We start from the raw sequence: 17,269 nt of genomic DNA, 5'->3' as shown, positions 1-17,269 counted from the left end.
GCCCACATTCAGACGTCAATGTATCTTAGCGCGACAGCAGCGTCAGCGCCGTCATGGAATCGAGGAGCGTGCGGGTCACGCCGCCGAACAGCAGCTCCCACCAGCGGGAATGGCCATAGGCGCCCATGACCAGAAGGTCGATGCTGTGGTCGGACAGGCGGTTTTCGATGGCCGCCTGCGGCGAGACGCCGGCGATCTTTTCCTGCGAGGTGACCGTGACGTTGACGCCGTGGCGGGCAAGTGTGGCGGCGAGTTCCGCACCGGCAAGGCCCGAGGACTGCGTTTCGCTCTCGGCCTGATCGACGGAGAAGATCTCAACGCTTTCGGCCGCGATCAGGAAGGGCAGGGCGTCGAAGGTAGCACGTGTCGCTTCACGGGAGCCGTTCCAGGCGATCAGCACGCGCTTGATCGGTTTGGCGACGGTGAGCACATGCGGGACAAGGAGAACGGGGCGGCCGCTTTCATAAAGAAAACCATCGATGTCAGAGCGGCTGTCGGAGAGTGCAGAAGAACTGCTTTGGCGGGCAACGATGAGATCGGCGCAGCGGGCGCTGTCGATCGCCGATGCGGAGGCGTAACCAACCGAGGTGACGAAACTGCGCCATTCATGCGAAATGCCGTTGGCCGATAGCGTGCGCTCGAAAAGCGTACCGACATCGGTGGTTTCCTTATGCGCGACGTCCTGAAGCGCCTGGACGGTTGCGGGGTCGGGAATTTCCATCGGCGCGACAAGCGGAACGGCGGCGAGTGTTTCCATGTGCAGGCCAATCACATGCGAGGAAAACTGGTCGGCAAGGCTTACGACGAATTCGCCGAGCTTTTGCGTGTTCGCAACATTATCGACCACTGTCAGTATCGTTTTATAACCCATTTTTCTCTCCTCGGTGACACGTCGTTTTCAGATTGTTCCGGCTTGTCTTCGAATAGCCGGAACGATCTAGGTCATTGTTTTTCGCATTGTCCGGACAGAAAAGCGGTTCCGCTCTTCCTGGAAATGCTCTGGGGGGAGAGTGGCCGCCTTTGCTGGCCGCCACCTTGATTTTGGTCAACCCGCTTCCAGCTCAGGCGGTTGCATCGCCCTTGCTGGCTGCCAGCCGTTTTTCCTCGCCGATTGTTTCGATCATCGATGCAACCGCGTCCGCCGCTGCCTTCAGGACGGTGGCGTCGCGGGCGCGAACGACGATCTCCGTCGAAAAGCGCTGTCCGTCATATTTGGGGTAGGAGCCGATGCTGGTTTCGGGATGTGCTTTCTGGATGGCCGTCAGTGGCGTGCCGATGTCGCCTTCGCCATAGGGCGAGCGCACCGCCTGCGACATGACTTTCGAACCGGTGCGCAATGTCGGCATGACATTGTCGAGCATGGCCTGAAATACCTGCGGCACGCCGGCCATGACATAAACATTGCCGATGACGAAGCCGGGGGCGACGGAAACGGGATTGGCGATATGCCTTGCACCTCTTGGCATGCGCGCCATGCGCTTGCGCGCTTCGGTGAATTCCATTTCGCGGACGCGGTACATCTCGCCGAGGAGGCGCAGCGCCTCGGCATCGTGTTCGCAGGGCAGGCCGAATGCCACTGATACCGCATCGGCAGTGATGTCATCATGGGTCGGGCCGATGCCGCCGGAGGTGAACACGTAATCATAACGGCTGCGAAGGGCGTTCAGCGCCTCGACGATCGCATCCTCCTCGTCGGCGACGATGCGCACCTCCTTGAGGTCAATCCCCGACATGGTGAGAACATCCGCGAGATGCCCTATATTCTTGTCCTTGGTGCGGCCCGACAGCAATTCATCGCCAATGGCGAGCATGGCGGCGGTCACGACGGATTGGGTGGAGGAGGGATTGGACATGGTTGCACTCGTCATCTGTTTCGAGCGACGTTAACGCCGCCTCGGCGTGAATGCAAAGCGGTTTTGAATAAACGCAAAACGGGAAATGGTTGACGATGCCAGTTTGCGTTCACTCATGGTGAACAGTGCGTATGCCAATCCCCGGCTGGCGGGATGCGGGCTCGTCCGCTACCTTTCCTTCACACACATTTGACGGGTCAACGCCGATGATCATCGAGTTTTTAAAGAAACTTATCGCCGGTACGCCGGAAACAGTTCCAACAAGGGAAACGAAGAGAATGACGAAAGTTTTGGTCCTCTATTATTCTTCTTACGGTCACATCGAGACGATGGCCTACGCTGTTGCAGAAGGCGTGAAGTCGACCGGCGCGGAAGTCGTCGTCAAACGTGTACCGGAACTGGTGCCGGAAGAAGTCGCCAAGTCCTCGCACTTCAAGATGGATCAGGCAGCGCCGATCGCCACCGTGGACGAACTGGCCGATTATGACGCCATCATCGTTGGCGCCGGCACGCGTTTCGGCACGGTCGCTTCGCAGATGCGCAATTTCTGGGATCAGACCGGCGGTCTCTGGTTCAACGGCAAGCTGGTCGGCAAGGTCGGCTCTGCCTTCACCTCGTCCGCCACGCAGCATGGCGGTCAGGAATCGACCATCCTCGGTTTCATTCCCACCTTCCTGCACCACGGCATGGCCGTTGTCGGTCTTCCCTATGCCTTCCAGGGCCAGATGGGCGTCGATGAAATCAAGGGTGGTTCGCCCTATGGCGCCTCCACCATCACCGACGGTGACGGTTCGCGCCAGCCTTCGCAGATCGAACTGGAAGCTGCTCGCTATCAGGGCGCGCATGTGGCGAAGCTTGCCGCCAAGCTTTCGGCTTGAGCCCGAATTGCTGAAAAAAGAAATGCGGCCCGAAAGGCCGCATTTTCTTATTCCGGCGTCTCACATCGCCGGTCCCGGAGGGGAATGATTTTAAGGCGGGTCAGATCGGCAGGTTGACCATGAAAAGGCAGCTTGCGACCACGAAGCCGAGCATCGAGATTTCTAGAAAACCGTTCAATCCGTCACGCATTTCAATCCTCCTTGTTTGATCGAAAAGAGAACGGAAAAAATCTATCGCGGTTCCATAACAGAAGAATGAAATTTAGGAATTTTTAACGGGCCACCGTTCCGCCGTGCGGCGGAGAGGGATTTCGCGTTCAGCCGGTAACGACGAAGGCAACGACGAGATGGCCGAGAAGGCCGATTGCGAGGCAGGAGAGGAGGAATATGAACAGGGCTTTTTTCATGTTTCCGGAAGCTTCCATCTGTTTCGTTCCATCAAACCCGTTATCTTGAAAATTCAGCATCAAAGAGCGCGTATTGTTACGCCTTGATATCGAGACCCGCTTCGATTGCCGCGGCGATGAAGGCCTTGCGCGCATCTTCGGGCTTCTTTTTGCCGGCGTCGACGGCGGCGCAGACCAAGAGCGCCTTGTCCAGCGCGTCGCCATCCTCTATCGGCCAATCCTCGATCAGCGCCCAGGAAGCCGCCTGCGTGGTCTCGATACTCGTATAGTCGCCCGGCGTTTCGAACGCGATCAGGACGGGTTTTTGCCAGCGCGTGTTCATCGCTTATCCGTATTGGTTATCGTCCCCGGCTCTAAACGAAGCGGGTGGGATGCGCAATCCCGTTAGCGGGCCGTTTTGCCGGGTGCGTTGCGGTCAGTCGTCGCGCCCGAACAGCCAGTCGCGAATGATCCGGCGGTCGATGAGCTCCAGCGAGCGATCCGGCGCGATTCGATAGGTTTCCACCGCCCTGGTGCTGCCGTCGATACGGAATTCATGGCTGAAGGTGCTGCCGATCGGCGACTTCGTCAGCTTGGTGCGCGGCTGGCCTCTGTAGATGATGCTGCCGGGGATGGGTTCGACATAGGGCGCGGGGCCGACATAGCCGGCCGGCCCGGCTGTGGTGCATCCGGTAAGTGCCAGCGCAAGCGCGATAGTGGCCGATGATACGAGCGTTTTCATTCTGTCCTCCGAAGTGCGTCTGCGAAAACGATATGGAGGCGCGGCGGTTCCCGACAACGGCAGGGACAATTTGCCCCGGCTATTTGCTCTTTGGATTTTGAATGTCGCGCGCAACCCAGCGAAAGAAAGCGTAGACGACGAGGCCGAAGATGAAAAGCGGGATGAGGTTCGCAAAACCGGACATATGATTCTCGTTTCTCCCTCCCATTCCGGGGGTCTAACCGGAGACAAAGAGGCAAGGCAAGAGCTGCGTACGGCACCGCCGGTCAAAATTCCGTGTGCCTGTGGGGAGGGGGTAATTGTCGGCTGAAGAGGTAATGTCTGTGCGGTGGAGCCTGCGGGGGGAGGCCTGGCGCACTGCCGGTGATACCAGGCCTCTCCGTCCTCCCGCCAGTTTCAGGGGTCGGGTGACTTCTTCAAGTATGACGAGTGATCGCTAATATACATAGACCGAGAAATTACCTCGAATAAATAGCTACCATGGTTGATGTTCGGGGCAGGACGCCTGTGGTGCACCGTGACATGCGGCTGCAGTCTCCGGATCCTGAGGATATTATCCGGCAAATCTTTATACAGCCATGGAAACGGAAGTCGCTTTTTCCCGCCATGCGGGAGCTCAATTGGCCGCACTGTTCGTCAAGGACGGTTTAACCCGTTGAAAGGGAACGGGATGCCCGTTTCGCTTCAAGTTGCAGCAGACGAAGGAAACGGGAACCATTTGCACCCTTCCATCATTAAAGCCGGCAGGACACATGCCAATAATGGAGGGTTATACATGCTCGGCACCATCCTCGTTATCCTGCTCATTCTTTTCCTGATCGGCGCTCTGCCAAGCTGGGGTTACCACAATTACGGCTATGGCCCATCGGGCGGCCTCGGGCTCGTTCTTGTCATCGTCCTGATCCTGGTTTTGCTTGGGCGTATTTGACCGACAGCATTGAAGATGCAGCAACGCCCGCATTGGCGCAAAGGCGTCAATGCGGGCGTTGTTTCTTCTGAAATATGAGGAAGATACAAAAAAACACGAAATTCGAATGGCTTAGAGGGCCGCCGCCCGAGCTTGTTCGATCGGGTCCTAAAAAACATCACATTCGGAACGAACCCTCTTGCGCCCAAAATGGATTCGTTCTAAATGCCCGCCATCGCTCGAATTGAAGAGCGTGTGAGGCCTCGTGGCGGAGTGGTGACGCAGAGGACTGCAAATCCTTGTACCCCGGTTCAATTCCGGGCGAGGCCTCCAATCGGCTCCTTCACCGGGAGCAAATATCTGAAATACCTTCCTTATTATCCAGGTGTGGCCATGTGAACCGTTTGCCGTCCTTTGGCCGGGGCTTTCCATATCCAATTTATCCCATCATCGCGTCATCGGCGGGGTAACACCTGCGATCCGGCTCCACGTTCGGCGTCCCTCGTGTACATTCTCGATGATGAGTGCCAAACGGGAGATCGTTGCTGCATGACGCAAGCCCCCCGACGAAGCGAACCCGTTGGCTGCGTCAAAAAGACCCTGCGTGGGGACATGGATTGAAGTTGTTGACGCCCCTATTTTGAGATAGCGCTCTTCACGATCGATAGTGTCACGTAACAGCTTGGAAATATTCGAAATGATGGATTGGGATTGGGTAGATTTATTCCCTATAGTCGTCTTTCCGCTCAAGGTTCTCGTCTTGGGGACGGGCATGTTCTTCGCCATCAAGTGGCATCACGATCAGGCGAAGAAGGACAAAGAAACGAGACCGTAAATGTCCGCAGGACACACAGCTGACGCGTGAGAGTCGTCAGCCAGTATAAGAGCCGACGTTTGGAATTTCGGGCGAAGCCTCCAAAATCTCATCAACAGAACCTGTCGTCCTGGCCACGTCGCACTCTGTTACGGTCATTCCCGTTCCTATTGTTCTAAAAATCCCCGCCATTTCGCTTTTTCCCGCACTTCCGGTTCACCGCGCTTGAAAGCGCAGGCTTGGGCAATTATGAGATTGTTTAAAGGCGAGGGGAGACCCGTGCCGTTTTGAGCTTTTGGAGCCGAGGCTTCCCGACCGGCATCCGCGAAATTGAGGCGATAACGATATGATGGATTTCGAAACCGCACGCGCCAATATGGTCGATAGCCAGTTGCGCACGACCGATGTGACGTCGCATTCGGTGCTGAAGGCGTTTTTGAGCGTGCCGCGCGAGGCTTTCGTGCCGGCGGGCGTGCGGCAGATTGCCTATGTGGACGAGGATCTGCAGATCTGTCCCGCCCGGGATGGCCGCCCGGCCCGTTACGTCATGAAGGCTTCGCCGCTGGCAAAGCTTCTGCAGCTTGCTGCCGTGTCCAAGGAGGACGTGGTTCTGGAAGTCGGCGGCGGCGCCGGTTATACGGCCGCCATTCTGTCCCAGCTCGCCGGTTCGGTTGTGTCGCTCGAATGCGACGAGACGCTGGCGGCTCAGGCGACCGAGACCCTGGCGTCGCTTGGATATGACAATGTTGCCGTCGTCACCGGCGATCTTGAAAAGGGTTATGCGGGCGAAGCGCCCTATGACCTGGTTTTCGTCAACGGTTCCGTCGAGGAAGTGCCGGCCGCGCTGACCGATCAGCTGCGGGACGGCGGACGTCTGGTCGTGGTTGTCGGATATGGCAATGCTGCCAAGGCCACCGTCTATCGCCGCGACGGCAACAGCACATCGGCCGTGACATCCTTCAATGCCTCGATCAAGCCCCTGCCGGGCTTCGCCAAGGCGGCCGAATTCGTTTTCTGATCCACGGAAACGATTATCCTGTTTTGACGCCGGGGTGGAGTTTTCACCCCGGCGTTTGTTTTTGCGGGCAGGGGCCGCCGTTTGCTCAGACATAATCCTCGGCCTTGCCGAAAAAAAAGGCTGCTCTCACAAAGCTGTGCATCACCGCGAAAGTTGTCGAATCAGTGATTTAGTTCCTGACTATGCTGCCCTAAACTAAGGGTGATTCGGGGTGTGCGTATTTCTGCCCCGCATGAGCCTGCGACAGGGATGGCAAAGACGCTTGGCGGTTTTGACCTGACATGTTTCAGAGCATCGGGGCGGCGATCGGGTGCGATTGTCGCAAACGCGATGTAGGAATTGAACAGGTGCAAAGCGCCCTTTCCGGCATCCAAGGTGATGCGGCCGGGTGCTCGAGAGTGGAAACCGGGGATTGATATGGCTCAGCCAAGCGTAGCGCGTGAACCGTCCATGGAAGAAATTCTGGCGTCCATACGCCGGATCATCGAGAGCAACGAGCCCGGGCCTGCCGGTGCGTTTTCCGGACAGTTGCCGCCCGTCTATGACGATGAAGACGATGCCGCGAGCGAGGCGGCCTTCGTGACGGAGCCCGTCAGCCCGCCGGCCCGTGTTCCCCCCGCCGCAAACCAGGCATACGGCGCAAGGCCGGTGCAGGATTTTTCGCCGGCCTCGGAAAGGCCGACCTCCGAAAAGCCGATGTCTGAACAGCAGGAAGGCTCTGACAGGAGCATGTCGCTGGCCGATGTAGCTGCGCGTGTTCGTGCCGCCGCCGACCGCAACGCGGCCATGGGGCCGCAGGCATTTGCCGCGCAGGCTCAGCGTGAGCCCGTGCAGGCGGCTCCCACCGCCCATTCCCCAATCGCAACACAGCCTTCGGCGGTGCAACAGGTTGAACGCGCCGCGCCACAGCGCCCGACGGATGTGCGTCCGCTGCTGGCGGCCGCTGCCGCGAGCAGCAATGAACAGCCTGCACCTTTCGCCGCTGAGGATCGCGCTGCCGCCGCCGCTGTGGAAAGTGCAGCTTTTGAGAACCGCTTCGATCAGCTGACGCTGCGCGGCGCCATTGAAGCACCTGCCGCCGAGGAACGTTTCGAGGTTTCCGTGCAGGAACCCGCCGTCGAGATGCCGACATTCGATCTGGCCGAGCCGAAGGATGAGGGAGGCCTCTCGCTCAACCTCATTTCCGCCGCCGCCGGTGCGCAGATCGCCCGATCCTTCAGCGAGCTTGCCGAAGTTTTCGATGGCGTCGAGCGTCGTTCGATCGAAGATATGGCTGCCGACATGCTGCGCCCGATGCTGCAGGACTGGCTGGAAGACAATCTGCCGACCCTGGTGGAGCGTCTCGTGCGTGAGGAAATCGAGCGCGTGGCGCGCGGCTCGCGCCGCTAAGGCCTGTCCGGACGCATCCTGGAATGCGCGCAAGGTATTGAAACAGAGGCCGCTCCGGCACCGGGGCGGCTTTTTTGTTGAAGATGAAGGCGTTATCGGGTCATAGTCGTTGACGGGGCCTCTCAATAGGTCGCTCGGGGGTCGGTTTCTGTTGACTCTCGACCGTCCATCCTTATTTAAAAAATCCACACAAGAACTCTAAAATTCAGGTCAGGAAATGCTCGAAAAGACCTACGATTCTGCAACCGTCGAACCGAAGATCGCGAAAGCCTGGGACGAGGCGAACGCTTTTCGTGCCGGCGCCAACGCCAAGCCGGGTGCGGAAACCTTCACCATCGTCATCCCGCCGCCGAATGTGACGGGCTCCCTGCATATGGGCCACGCGCTCAACAACACGCTGCAGGATATATTGGTCCGCTTCGAGCGCATGCGCGGCAAGGACGTGCTGTGGCAGCCGGGCATGGACCATGCCGGCATCGCCACGCAGATGGTGGTCGAGCGCAAGCTGATGGAACAGCAGCTTCCGGGCCGCCGCGAAATGGGCCGTGAGGCCTTCGTGGAGAAGGTCTGGGAATGGAAGGCCGAATCCGGCGGTCTGATCTTCAACCAGCTGAAACGTCTTGGTGCTTCCTGTGACTGGTCGCGCGAGCGCTTCACCATGGATGAAGGCCTGTCCGAGGCCGTGCTCGAGGTCTTCGTCACCCTGTACAAGCAGAACCTGATCTACAAGGACAAGCGCCTCGTCAACTGGGATCCGAAGCTGCAGACCGCGATTTCCGACATGGAAGTCGAACAGCTGGAAGTGAAGGGCAATCTCTGGCACTTCCGTTATCCGCTGGAAAAGGGTGTGACCTATCAGTATCCGATCGCGTTTGACGAGGAGGGCAAGCCCACCGAGTTCGAAACGCGCGACTACATCGTTGTCGCCACCACCCGGCCAGAGACCATGCTGGGTGATACCGGCGTTGCCGTTAACCCGGAAGACGAGCGCTACAAGGGCATCGTCGGCAAGCACGTCATCCTGCCGATCGTCGGCCGCAAGATCCCGATCGTTGCCGACGACTATGCCGATCCGACCGCCGGCACCGGCGCCGTGAAGATCACGCCCGCACATGACTTCAACGATTTCGAAGTCGGCAGGCGTTGCGGCCTGCGCGCCATCAACGTCATGAATATCGACGGCACAATCTCCATCAAGGAGAACGAGGATTTCCTCGAGGGCCTCAATCACCCGGCGGCGCTGCACGGCGCATGGGACCGCCTGGAAGGGCAGGATCGCTTCTTCGCCCGCAAGGTCATCGTCGAAATCTTCGAGGAAGCCGGTCTGCTCGACAAGATCGAGCCACACAAGCACGTCGTGCCGCATGGCGACCGTGGCGGCGTGCCGATTGAGCCGCGCCTGACCGATCAGTGGTGGGTGGACAACAAGACGCTGGCCCAGCCTGCTATTGCTTCTGTTCGCGAAGGCCGCACCAATTTCGTACCGAAGAACTGGGAAAACACCTATTTCCAATGGATGGAGAACATCCAGCCCTGGTGTATCTCGCGGCAATTGTGGTGGGGACACCAGATTCCGGCATGGTACGGCCCGGACGGGCAGGTCTTTGTTGAAAAGACCGAGGAAGAGGCGCTTCAGGCGGCCATCCAGCACTATATCGCCCACGAAGGCCCATGGAAGGCCTGGGTCGAGGAGAAGCTTGAGAACTTCAAGCCGGGTGAAATCCTGACGCGTGACGAAGACGTTCTCGATACCTGGTTCTCGTCGGCGCTGTGGCCCTTCTCGACGCTTGGCTGGCCCGAGCAGACGCCGGAACTGGCGCGCTACTATCCGACCAATGTCCTCGTCACCGGCTTTGACATCATCCCATTCTGGGTTGTCCGCATGATGCAGATGGGCCTGCATTTCATGAAGGACGATGCGGGCAATCCGGTCGAGCCGTTCAGCACCGTCTATATCCACGCTCTGGTTCGCGACAAGAACGGCCAGAAGATGTCGAAGTCCAAGGGTAACGTCATCGACCCGCTGGAACTGATCGATGAATACGGCGCGGATGCGCTGCGTTTCACGCTTGCCATCATGGCGGCGCAGGGCCGCGACGTGAAGCTCGATCCGGCGCGTATTGCCGGTTATCGCAACTTCGGCACCAAGCTCTGGAATGCGACGCGTTTTGCCGAGATGAACGGCGTGAAGCGCGATCCGCATTTCCTGGCGGAAACCGCCTCGCTGACCATCAACCGCTGGATTCTGACCGAACTTGCCAACACTGCGCGCGATGTGACGGCGGCCCTTGAAAACTTCCGCTTCAACGATGCCTCCGGCATTCTCTACCGCTTCGTCTGGAACCAGTTCTGCGACTGGTATCTGGAACTGCTGAAGCCCGTCTTCAGCGGCGAAGACGAAAAGGCAAAGTCGGAGTCGCAGGCCTGCGCGGCCTATGTTCTGGATGAGATCTACAAGCTCCTGCACCCCTTCATGCCCTTCATGACGGAAGAGCTGTGGGCGCATACGGCCGGCGAAGGCGAGGAGCGGGCTGATCTTCTCTGCCTTACCGACTGGCCGGTGCCGGAGTTCCGCGACGATGCTGCGGCTGCGGAAATCAACTGGCTGATCGATCTGGTTTCGGGCATCCGCTCGACACGCGCGGAAATGAACGTTCCGCCGGGCGCCACCGCGTCGCTGGTGGTCGTCGGCGCCAACACCTCGACCGAAGCACGGCTTGACCGCCATGCCGCCGCCATCCGGCGTCTGGCGCGGGCGGATGAAATCCGTGGCGCCGATGTTGCGCCGAAGGGTTCCGCACAGATCATCGTCGGCGAAGCCACGGTGTGCCTGCCGCTCGGTAACCTCGTCGATCTTGGGGCTGAAAAGGCCCGTCTCGAAAAGGCGATCGGCAAGGTGGATGCGGAAATGGAGCGCATCGACAAGAAGCTGTCGAATGAAAAATTCGTGGCCAATGCCGATCCGGAGGTCGTGGCAGCCGAGCGTGAGCGCAAGGCGGAGCTGGAAGTTCAGCTGGCAAGCCTTAGAACCGCCCTGCAACGTGTCAGCGAAGCGGGATAAGGTTTGCCCGAGCGGCATGTTGTAAATGGGTCGTGAGGAGGGCAGCACCATCGCGGATGCCCTCCCGTTAAATACAACGTCATCCTCGGGCTTGCCCCCCGAGGAGCCTCGGCCTCGATCGACAACGGCTCCTCACCCTTAGGCTGGGGTGAGGGCTGAGAGTTTTTCGACTTTTATCGATTACATGAAGCCCGTGAGAGCGGGCGTTTTTTGCGTTTTGTCAGGATTCATTTCTTTTCATTGCTGCGCCGCACCGACGAATCGCTCCAGCCTGACAGCGCAATTATTTCAGTCCGATCCGGGCGGAAAACGCTGCAAAAAGCTGAAAAAACCAATGAAAACGGCCTGATAAGCGGGTTTGGTCGGGAAACCCACAACTGTGGTTATTTGGCGACATTTCCAGTTCGGGTTGGGAATTTGTTTCGTTTTGTATCAGTTTTTCCAACCGGGTTAGAAAAATAGCCTAAAATGATTATATAAGAGGGCATCCATAAAAAACTTACGTAAAAAAATGGCTGTGCGGGCAGGATCGCGCCGCGCTGCGGCACATTGTCATTTGCCCGTTAGCACTTCACTCTACCATCGATCACATTGCCTTGATTGGGGAGAGAGATGGCAAAAACTGCAATTTTTCGCGGCGCGGTATGTTTCGCAGTCAGCATCGCGGCGGTCACGCCTTCACTGGCGGGTGGCCTTGAGCGCGGTGGTTATAATATCGACCTGCTGTTCGACCCGTCCGACTATGTTCTGGATAGTTCCGCCACCTTCGTCGCGCCGCAGCGCGAGGTAAAGAATGCGCGTGACAATCCTGCCAAGAGCGGTCCTTTGCCTGCCTCCTGGTCGAGTACAGCAGACGATTCCGAAAATTTCTGGTCGACCCGCATCGGTGCCAAGGTTGCTGTTGGCGATCTGGGCGACTGCATGTTCGATTATTCGCAGCCGTGGGGCGCGCATCTCAATCCCGGCATCTGGCAGGGGTCGAGCTACAATATCGAAACCAAGGTCAAGTCGCACAATTATGCCACCACCTGCCGTGTGAAGTTCGATGTCGGCAAGGGTGACTTTTCGATCATCGGCGGCGGGTTCTACCAGGAGATCAGCGGTTATAAATACCGTCAGGTTCTTGGACCGGCCGTTCTTGGCCTCAATCCGGCCTGGTCCAGCTTCAGCGGCGTCGGCAAACTTGAGATGGAAGGTGATGGTTGGGGTTGGCGCGCCGGCGTTGCCTACGAAATCCCTGAGGTCGCCTTCCGTGCGAGCCTCGTTTATAACAGTGCCGTCGATCACGACCTGACCGGTTTCGCCGACGTCAGAGGTGTTCCGCAGACACCGCCGTCCATCTCTCCGACGCTCGCGAAATACGGCGGCAAGCTCGTGCCGATCTATGGCTCTGTTTCGATGCCGGACAGCATCGAACTCAAGGTGCAATCCGGCATAGCGCCGGACTGGCTTGCTTTCGGTTCGGTGAAGTGGACTGACTGGAGCCAGATTCAGGTCATTCCTTTCTGCGCGGTCGGCACGTCTCCATGTGTTCCAAGCGGCGCGGACACGCTGAACACGCTCGACCTGTTTTACCGCGATGGCTGGACGATTTCCGGCGGCGTCGGTCACAAGTTCAATGAGCAGTGGAGCGGTGCTGTGAGCCTGACCTGGGATCGCGGTACATCAACTATCATCGGCACCCAGACCGACACCTGGACGCTTGGCACGCAGATCGTCTACTCGCCGAACAAGAACATCGAGTTCAAGATTGCCGGTGCTCTCGGCCTCCTGACCTCGGGTAGCTCTTCCATCAACGGCGGACCCTGTGGTGCAGGCTTCACCTGCGGCAACGAGGCTGGCTACGACTTCGGCAACGATCTGGTGGCGGCGATCTCGACGGGCGTCAAGGTCAAGTTCTGACGCCATTCGCCATGCCTGAACAAAAAGAAAGGTCCGGTTTACCAACCGGGCCTTTTTTCGTTTTCGACTGTGATTCTTTCTCGATAAAATTTTCTAGCCCGAAAGTTTTGTGACGATTTGGCAACACTTTTCTGCAAGCGTGGGGACGCGTTGGAATGTGGGCATATCCGTCCATTTCCCGCCACAAACAGAGTGCTTGGCTTATGTTTATGGACGCGGGAATGGAAGAACATGCAGGCGTTTGATGTGGATCTCTGGAATTGCAAAAAGTGAAAACGGGTTTGGATTCAGGGTTTAAGCAAGTAATACGGGAACTTCGTCCGGCTTTCTTGTTTGGCGCTGACCGGCAGGCGGTGAAACGCCGTTATATTGCCGGAAATTATGCCTATATCTGTCTCACTGAAAATTTTGAGCAATTACCGCATGAGACCACCGGCGGTGCGCTGGAAAGTGCTGCCGGAAAGACGCAGTGTGTTCGAAAAATCGCGACCCGGCGGGGTTCGGCTTTGCAGTATTCCGCAAGTATTGGCTATATGCCGGGAAGAGTGAGAGAAGTTCGCCGAAATGCTGAAATGTGAAGCCAACGTTTTAAAGCCGCTCCTTATGGGCATGTTGCTTGCGTCGCTCGCAATGCCTGCCGCGGCTTTTGACATCAATGCCGGCGTAACCAAGGAATCCGGCCCCTTCGACCTGTTCAAGTTCGGCTTCAAGGCCTACAAGAACGGCAACAAGGGCGAAGCCGTCGAGGCCTATCGCTACGCGGCCGAAAAGGGCCATACCGGCTCACGCTGGGCGCTTGCCAATATGTACGCTTTCGGCGATGGCGTTGCCAAGAACGACTTCGAAGCCTTCAAGATTTACAGCGAAATTGCCAGCCAGGGCGTCGAGCCGGGCTCCGAGGATACCGGCTTTTTCGTCAACGCGCTTCTTTCTCTTGCAGATTATTACCGGCACGGCATTCCCGGCAGCCCGGTGAAGATGGACCTTTCACAGGCCCGCCAGCTTTATTTTCAGGTTGCTTCCACCTTTGGCGTGGCTGAGGCCCAGTTCCGTCTGGCGGAAATGATCCTTGCCGGCGAGGGTGGCCGGGCGGATGTGCAGCAGGCCAAGAAGTGGCTTAATCAAGCGCGCAAGCACGGCCATGCCGGCGCCATGTCGATTTTCGGCAATCTGCTCTTCCAGGAAGGCCAGACGACGCAGGGGCTCGCTTTCATGACGGCCGCGCTGGACAAGTGCACGGCGGTGGACTGCACCTGGATCCAGAGCCTTCAGGAACAAGCGTTTTCGCTCTCTGGTGAAAACGACCGCCGTGCGGCCATCGCGATGGCACAGAACATGCGGATCGACGATCCCGATTGAGTTGATGCCGCCTGCGGCTGGGGCGAACTCAGCCGCCTGTCGAGATCCCGTCAGCCGACCGGGCTGAAATCGAAATAACCGCAGACCGGTACGTGGTCGGACGGTTTTTCCCATGCCCGCACACGTTTTTCGATGTTGACCGATTGCAGACGGTCAGCCGCTTCCGCCGACAGCATCAGGTGGTCGATGCGGATGCCGTTGTTTTTCGGCCATGCGCCGGCCTGATAATCCCAGAAGGAATAAAGTCCGGGCTGATCCGTCGTCGCACGTGCGGCATCGGTGAAGCCGAGATTTTCCAGCTTGCGGAAGGCCGAACGCGTCTGCGGCAGGAACAGGGCGTCACCTTCCCACACGCGTGGGTCGTGGCAATCGAAGGGTTCGGGGATGACGTTGTAGTCACCGGCCAGAATGAGCGGTTCCTCAAGCGCAAGGCGATCTTCGGCAAAGCGGCGCAGCCGTTCCATCCAGGCGAGCTTGTAGGGATATTTGACCGGATCATCCGGCGGATTGCCGTTCGGCAGGTAAAGCGAGCAGACCCGGATCGCGCCGCCATCGACGGAAAAGACGCCCTCGATGAAACGCGCCTGTTCGTCCGCATCGTCTCCCGGCAGGCCGCGATTGATCTCGTCCGGCCTCATCTTCGAGAGCAGGGCGACGCCGTTGAAGCCCTTCTGACCATGTGTCTCGACATGATAGCCGAGAGCCTCGATCTCAAGGCGGGGAAAGCCCTCATCGACGGATTTGATTTCCTGAAGGCAGACGATGTCCGGCGATGAATCCTTCAGCCATTGGCAGAGGTTTTCGATACGCGCCTTGACGCCATTGATGTTCCAGGTGGCAATCTTCATCGGAGTTTCCCTTTTGTGGGGGTACTTTTACCCGATGCAAAAGCGATTGCCACCGTTTTTGGAAATGGCTGGTGAGGATGTGGTGGAAAGAAGCCCGGGGCAGGGTAGATCAACACCTGTGGATGCACTGCTGCGTCCCAAGCCCTCATTCCTGTGCTTGTCACAGGAATCCAGTCAGCCCAAGTCCTTGGGCTGAAAAGGACTCTCTCGCCGCGCAGACGCGCGCCAGCTGGATTCCTGTGACAAGCACAGGAATGAGGGCGGAGAGAGATGCGAGCTAGTTCAAAGCTTGGCGGTGGCGTACGGATCGCACGCCGTTGTTTCCCACTCAGATCGAGAAGCTGGTGCCGCAGCCGCAGCTTGCGACCGCATTCGGGTTCTTGATCTGGAAGGACTGGCCGAGCAGGTTGTCGACGAAGTCGATTTCGGAGCCCGCCATATAAACGACCGACATGCTGTCGATCAGCACCTTGGCGTCGCCGCGCGCAATCACGATGTCGTCATCGGCGGGGTCTTCCGCCAGATCGAACTTGTAGGAGAAGCCCGAGCAGCCGCCGCCTTCCACCGAAACGCGCAGTGCCTGCTTGCCCGCATCCGCCGCCACGATCTGGGCGATTCGCTTTGCTGCGGCTTCCGAAAGTGTAATGTCGCTGTTTTCCATGTCGTTCCTCGTGCCGGGGTCAAGAACCGGAGAGCAATAGATTTGTCGTCGCTATTATAAACCAGTCAAATAAACGGTCTATAGCGATGTCCACAACGGCCTTTGCCGCGATGATGCTTTGCGCCGACCTCTGCGATAGGTATGAAGGGTGGATGAAAAGGTCAATGGCCGAGGCTAAAAGGAAGTCACGGCCAGAGAACAGTACAGGTGGATGCATGATCATAGACCAGCGCGCATTGGGTTTCGGAAGTGGCGAGAGGGCGGTTTTCGCCTCAGATCCATGGACCACGCGCGGGCGTCTTTTTGCCGAAGAGGGAAGCCTGACGCGTTCGGAATTCCAGCGCGACCGGGACCGCATCGTCCACACAACGGCGTTTCGCCGGCTGAAACACAAGACACAGGTTTTCATCAGCCCGGATGGCGACCACTACCGCACGCGTCTTACCCACACCATCGAGGTGGCGCAGATTGCACGGGCGCTGGCGCGGGCGCTGAAGCTCGACGAAGACCTGGCCGAAGGCGTGGCGCTGGTCCACGATTTCGGCCATACGCCCTTCGGTCACACCGGCGAGGATGCGCTGGACGCGGTGCTGTTGCCCTATGGCGGCTTCGATCACAATGCGCAGTCATTGCGCATCGTCACCAAGCTGGAGCGCCGTTACGCTGAATATGACGGCATCAACCTGACATGGGAGACGCTGGAGGGCCTCGTCAAGCATAATGGCCCGCTCATCAACGCCATGGGCGAGGGGATCAAGGGTCCGGTTCCGCTGCCCATCCTTGAATATTGCGAGCTGCAGGATCTGGAAATCGGCAGCTATGCCAGCCTCGAGGCGCAGATGGCGGCGATTGCCGATGACATCGCCTATAATACCCACGATATAGATGACGGGTTGCGCGCGGGTTATCTTACCTTCGACATGCTGGAGGAGGTGCCGTTCCTCAGCAAGCTGATGGCCGAGGTGCGGGCGAAATATCCCGTGCTCGACAAGGAGCGCTTCGCCAATGAAATCATGCGCCGGCAGATCACCCATATGGTCGAGGATGTGATTGGCGTTGCGCAGCAGAATCTGGCCCGTCTGAAGCCGAAGAGTGCGGCGGATATCCGCGCTGCCGATTTCACCGTTGCGACCTTCTCGCCTGAGATGGCCGAGACCGACCGACAGATCAAGAAGCTGCTGTTCGGTCATATCTACCGGCATCCGGAGATCATGCGCATCCGTGCCGGCGCCACGCAGATCGTCACCGATCTTTTCCACCGTTATATGGAGACGCCGGCGGAGATGCAGAGCCACTACTGGGTGGACAGCATTTCCGGTATGAGCGTGGCCGCAAAAGCCCGGCATGTGGGCGATTATCTGGCGGGTATGACCGACAGTTATGCACTGCGCGCCCACCAGCGGCTGTTTGACCACACCCCCGATTTGCGATAGGGCAGCGGGCGATCGCGA

At 58.4% G+C, this 17,269-nt stretch carries 15 protein-coding genes and 1 tRNA gene; 10 read left to right on the top strand and 6 right to left on the bottom strand.

The features are described 5' to 3' along the window. Positions 1 to 25: 25 nt before the first annotated feature. On the bottom strand, positions 26 to 871 hold the full coding sequence (locus JZY08_RS07560) for a universal stress protein (protein WP_003495612.1): 846 nt from the start codon (positions 869 to 871) through the stop codon (positions 26 to 28). A gap of 190 nt (positions 872 to 1,061) precedes the next feature. After that, positions 1,062 to 1,853: a competence/damage-inducible protein A gene (locus JZY08_RS07555; protein ID WP_216331455.1), complete on the bottom strand. Its 792-nt coding sequence runs from the start codon at positions 1,851 to 1,853 to the stop codon at positions 1,062 to 1,064. 278 nt (positions 1,854 to 2,131) lie between these two features. On the opposite strand from JZY08_RS07555, the gene wrbA reads away from it, so the two are divergent. Beyond that, positions 2,132 to 2,731: an NAD(P)H:quinone oxidoreductase type IV gene (gene wrbA, locus JZY08_RS07550; protein WP_035242433.1), complete on the top strand. Its 600-nt coding sequence runs from the start codon at positions 2,132 to 2,134 to the stop codon at positions 2,729 to 2,731. Positions 2,732 to 3,214: 483 nt separating this feature from the next. On the opposite strand, the gene JZY08_RS07545 is transcribed toward wrbA, so the two are convergent. Together JZY08_RS07545 and JZY08_RS07540 are read right to left on the bottom strand one after the other, a co-directional pair. Continuing rightward, positions 3,215 to 3,460 (bottom strand): DUF982 domain-containing protein, encoded by a 246-nt coding sequence (locus tag JZY08_RS07545; RefSeq protein WP_003495620.1) that lies wholly within the window; start codon positions 3,458 to 3,460, stop codon positions 3,215 to 3,217. Positions 3,461 to 3,553: 93 nt separating this feature from the next. Then, positions 3,554 to 3,859: a hypothetical protein gene (locus JZY08_RS07540; RefSeq protein WP_003495622.1), complete on the bottom strand. Its 306-nt coding sequence runs from the start codon at positions 3,857 to 3,859 to the stop codon at positions 3,554 to 3,556. A gap of 775 nt (positions 3,860 to 4,634) precedes the next feature. On the opposite strand from JZY08_RS07540, the gene JZY08_RS07535 reads away from it, so the two are divergent. From JZY08_RS07535 to exoR, 8 genes are all read left to right on the top strand, one after another. Next, entirely contained in the window at positions 4,635 to 4,787 is a 153-nt protein-coding gene (locus JZY08_RS07535; RefSeq protein WP_003495626.1) for a DUF3309 family protein, read from the top strand. Positions 4,788 to 5,025: 238 nt separating this feature from the next. After that, positions 5,026 to 5,099, top strand: a tRNA-Cys gene (locus JZY08_RS07530). An 827-nt stretch (positions 5,100 to 5,926) separates the two neighbouring features. Then, complete coding sequence (locus JZY08_RS07525) at positions 5,927 to 6,598, top strand: protein-L-isoaspartate O-methyltransferase (protein ID WP_216331454.1); 672 nt, start codon at positions 5,927 to 5,929, stop codon at positions 6,596 to 6,598. A 417-nt stretch (positions 6,599 to 7,015) separates the two neighbouring features. Next, positions 7,016 to 7,987, top strand: coding sequence for a cell division protein PopZ (popZ, locus tag JZY08_RS07520; RefSeq protein WP_216331453.1), 972 nt, complete (start codon positions 7,016 to 7,018; stop codon positions 7,985 to 7,987). 217 nt (positions 7,988 to 8,204) lie between these two features. Beyond that, the gene (locus JZY08_RS07515) at positions 8,205 to 11,048 is read left to right on the top strand and encodes a valine--tRNA ligase (RefSeq protein WP_216331452.1); all 2,844 of its coding nucleotides are present in this window, start codon (positions 8,205 to 8,207) and stop codon (positions 11,046 to 11,048) included. A 612-nt stretch (positions 11,049 to 11,660) separates the two neighbouring features. Beyond that, positions 11,661 to 12,950: an outer membrane protein transport protein gene (locus JZY08_RS07510; RefSeq protein WP_216331451.1), complete on the top strand. Its 1,290-nt coding sequence runs from the start codon at positions 11,661 to 11,663 to the stop codon at positions 12,948 to 12,950. Positions 12,951 to 13,219: 269 nt separating this feature from the next. Further along, positions 13,220 to 13,528 (top strand): hypothetical protein, encoded by a 309-nt coding sequence (locus JZY08_RS07505; RefSeq protein ID WP_246231267.1) that lies wholly within the window; start codon positions 13,220 to 13,222, stop codon positions 13,526 to 13,528. Then, complete coding sequence (exoR, locus tag JZY08_RS07500) at positions 13,515 to 14,309, top strand: exopolysaccharide production regulator ExoR (protein WP_035242437.1); 795 nt, start codon at positions 13,515 to 13,517, stop codon at positions 14,307 to 14,309. Before JZY08_RS07505 ends, exoR begins: the two co-directional genes overlap by 14 nt. Before the next feature lie 50 nt (positions 14,310 to 14,359). Here the strand turns inward: exoR and xth are convergent, their stop codons facing one another. Together xth and erpA are read right to left on the bottom strand one after the other, a co-directional pair. Then, on the bottom strand, positions 14,360 to 15,157 hold the full coding sequence (xth, locus tag JZY08_RS07495) for an exodeoxyribonuclease III (RefSeq protein WP_216331450.1): 798 nt from the start codon (positions 15,155 to 15,157) through the stop codon (positions 14,360 to 14,362). Between the two features lie 328 nt (positions 15,158 to 15,485). After that, positions 15,486 to 15,818, bottom strand: a complete 333-nt coding sequence (gene erpA, locus JZY08_RS07490; RefSeq protein ID WP_003495641.1) for an iron-sulfur cluster insertion protein ErpA — start codon at positions 15,816 to 15,818, stop codon at positions 15,486 to 15,488. A gap of 215 nt (positions 15,819 to 16,033) precedes the next feature. On the opposite strand from erpA, the gene JZY08_RS07485 reads away from it, so the two are divergent. Beyond that, the gene (locus JZY08_RS07485; RefSeq protein ID WP_216331449.1) at positions 16,034 to 17,251 is read left to right on the top strand and encodes a deoxyguanosinetriphosphate triphosphohydrolase; all 1,218 of its coding nucleotides are present in this window, start codon (positions 16,034 to 16,036) and stop codon (positions 17,249 to 17,251) included. The last annotated feature ends 18 nt before the right edge of the window (positions 17,252 to 17,269 follow it).

This window comes from Rhizobium sp. X9, from assembly GCF_018873185.1.
Taxonomy (GTDB): domain Bacteria; phylum Pseudomonadota; class Alphaproteobacteria; order Rhizobiales; family Rhizobiaceae; genus Agrobacterium; species Agrobacterium oryzihabitans.
The sequence above is the reverse complement of the archived record's forward strand: the minus strand, read 5'-3'. Positions and strand labels throughout refer to the sequence as shown.

What these genes read in the sequence shown, in the direction of transcription:
- exoR (WP_035242437.1), top strand. Translation starts at nt 13,515, where the DNA reads ATGCTGAAATGTGAAGCCAACGTTTTAAAGCCGCTCCTTATGGGCATG.
- JZY08_RS07535 (WP_003495626.1), top strand. Translation starts at nt 4,635, where the DNA reads ATGCTCGGCACCATCCTCGTTATCCTGCTCATTCTTTTCCTGATCGGC.
- JZY08_RS07555 (WP_216331455.1), bottom strand. Translation starts at nt 1,853, where the DNA reads ATGTCCAATCCCTCCTCCACCCAATCCGTCGTGACCGCCGCCATGCTC.
- JZY08_RS07510 (WP_216331451.1), top strand. Translation starts at nt 11,661, where the DNA reads ATGGCAAAAACTGCAATTTTTCGCGGCGCGGTATGTTTCGCAGTCAGC.
- erpA (WP_003495641.1), bottom strand. Translation starts at nt 15,818, where the DNA reads ATGGAAAACAGCGACATTACACTTTCGGAAGCCGCAGCAAAGCGAATC.
- wrbA (WP_035242433.1), top strand. Translation starts at nt 2,132, where the DNA reads ATGACGAAAGTTTTGGTCCTCTATTATTCTTCTTACGGTCACATCGAG.
- JZY08_RS07545 (WP_003495620.1), bottom strand. Translation starts at nt 3,460, where the DNA reads ATGAACACGCGCTGGCAAAAACCCGTCCTGATCGCGTTCGAAACGCCG.
- JZY08_RS07540 (WP_003495622.1), bottom strand. Translation starts at nt 3,859, where the DNA reads ATGAAAACGCTCGTATCATCGGCCACTATCGCGCTTGCGCTGGCACTT.
- JZY08_RS07485 (WP_216331449.1), top strand. Translation starts at nt 16,034, where the DNA reads ATGATCATAGACCAGCGCGCATTGGGTTTCGGAAGTGGCGAGAGGGCG.
- xth (WP_216331450.1), bottom strand. Translation starts at nt 15,157, where the DNA reads ATGAAGATTGCCACCTGGAACATCAATGGCGTCAAGGCGCGTATCGAA.
- JZY08_RS07560 (WP_003495612.1), bottom strand. Translation starts at nt 871, where the DNA reads ATGGGTTATAAAACGATACTGACAGTGGTCGATAATGTTGCGAACACG.
- JZY08_RS07525 (WP_216331454.1), top strand. Translation starts at nt 5,927, where the DNA reads ATGATGGATTTCGAAACCGCACGCGCCAATATGGTCGATAGCCAGTTG.
- JZY08_RS07515 (WP_216331452.1), top strand. Translation starts at nt 8,205, where the DNA reads ATGCTCGAAAAGACCTACGATTCTGCAACCGTCGAACCGAAGATCGCG.
- popZ (WP_216331453.1), top strand. Translation starts at nt 7,016, where the DNA reads ATGGCTCAGCCAAGCGTAGCGCGTGAACCGTCCATGGAAGAAATTCTG.